At 63.8% G+C, this 671-nt stretch carries 1 protein-coding gene; it reads left to right on the top strand.

Features of this window, described 5'->3' with window-relative positions; all coding sequences use genetic code 11:
- Positions 1-671, top strand: a 671-nt coding sequence (locus PMI01S_RS30755; protein WP_255326136.1) for an Ig-like domain-containing protein, incomplete at both ends; no start/stop codon positions are given.

The following is a 671-nucleotide window of genomic DNA, read 5'->3' as shown; positions in this document are numbered from 1 at the left end:
TCCTGGATAACAGCGGCGTGCAATCGGCCAACAGCGGCAACGTGGGCAGCGGCACCAGCAATTCGAACAACTACGCCATCGATACCGTGCGCCCGACGGCAACCGTCGTTGTCGCGGACACTGCGCTGAGAATCGGCGAAACCTCGCTGGTGACCATCACCTTCAGCGAAGCGGTCAGCGGTTTCACCAACGCGGACCTGACGATTGCCAACGGCACGTTGAGCGCCGTGAGCAGCAGCGATGGCGGCATCACCTGGACCGCAACGTTTACCCCGAGCGCCAGCATCAACGACACGACCAACCTGATCACCCTGGACAACACCGGCATCAGCGACCTGTCGGGCAACGCGGGCAGCGGCACCACCGACTCCAACAACTACGCCATCGACACGGTCCGGCCTACCGCGACCATCGTCCTGGCCGACCCGACCCTGAGTGCCGGCGAAACCTCACTGGTGACGATTACATTCAGTGAAGCGGTCAGCGGTTTTACCAACGCCGACCTGGCCATCGCCAACGGTACGCTGACGGCTGTGAGCAGCAGCGACGGCGGCATCACCTGGACCGCGACCTTCACGCCCACGGCGGGGGTGAATGACGCGAGCAACGTCATCACCCTCAACAATACCGGCGTGGCTGACCTCTCCGGCAACACGGGCAGCGGCACCACG

This window comes from Pseudomonas migulae NBRC 103157 (assembly GCF_002091715.1).
Lineage (GTDB): Bacteria > Pseudomonadota > Gammaproteobacteria > Pseudomonadales > Pseudomonadaceae > Aquipseudomonas > Aquipseudomonas migulae_A.
The sequence above is the reverse complement of the archived record's forward strand: the minus strand, read 5'-3'. Positions and strand labels throughout refer to the sequence as shown.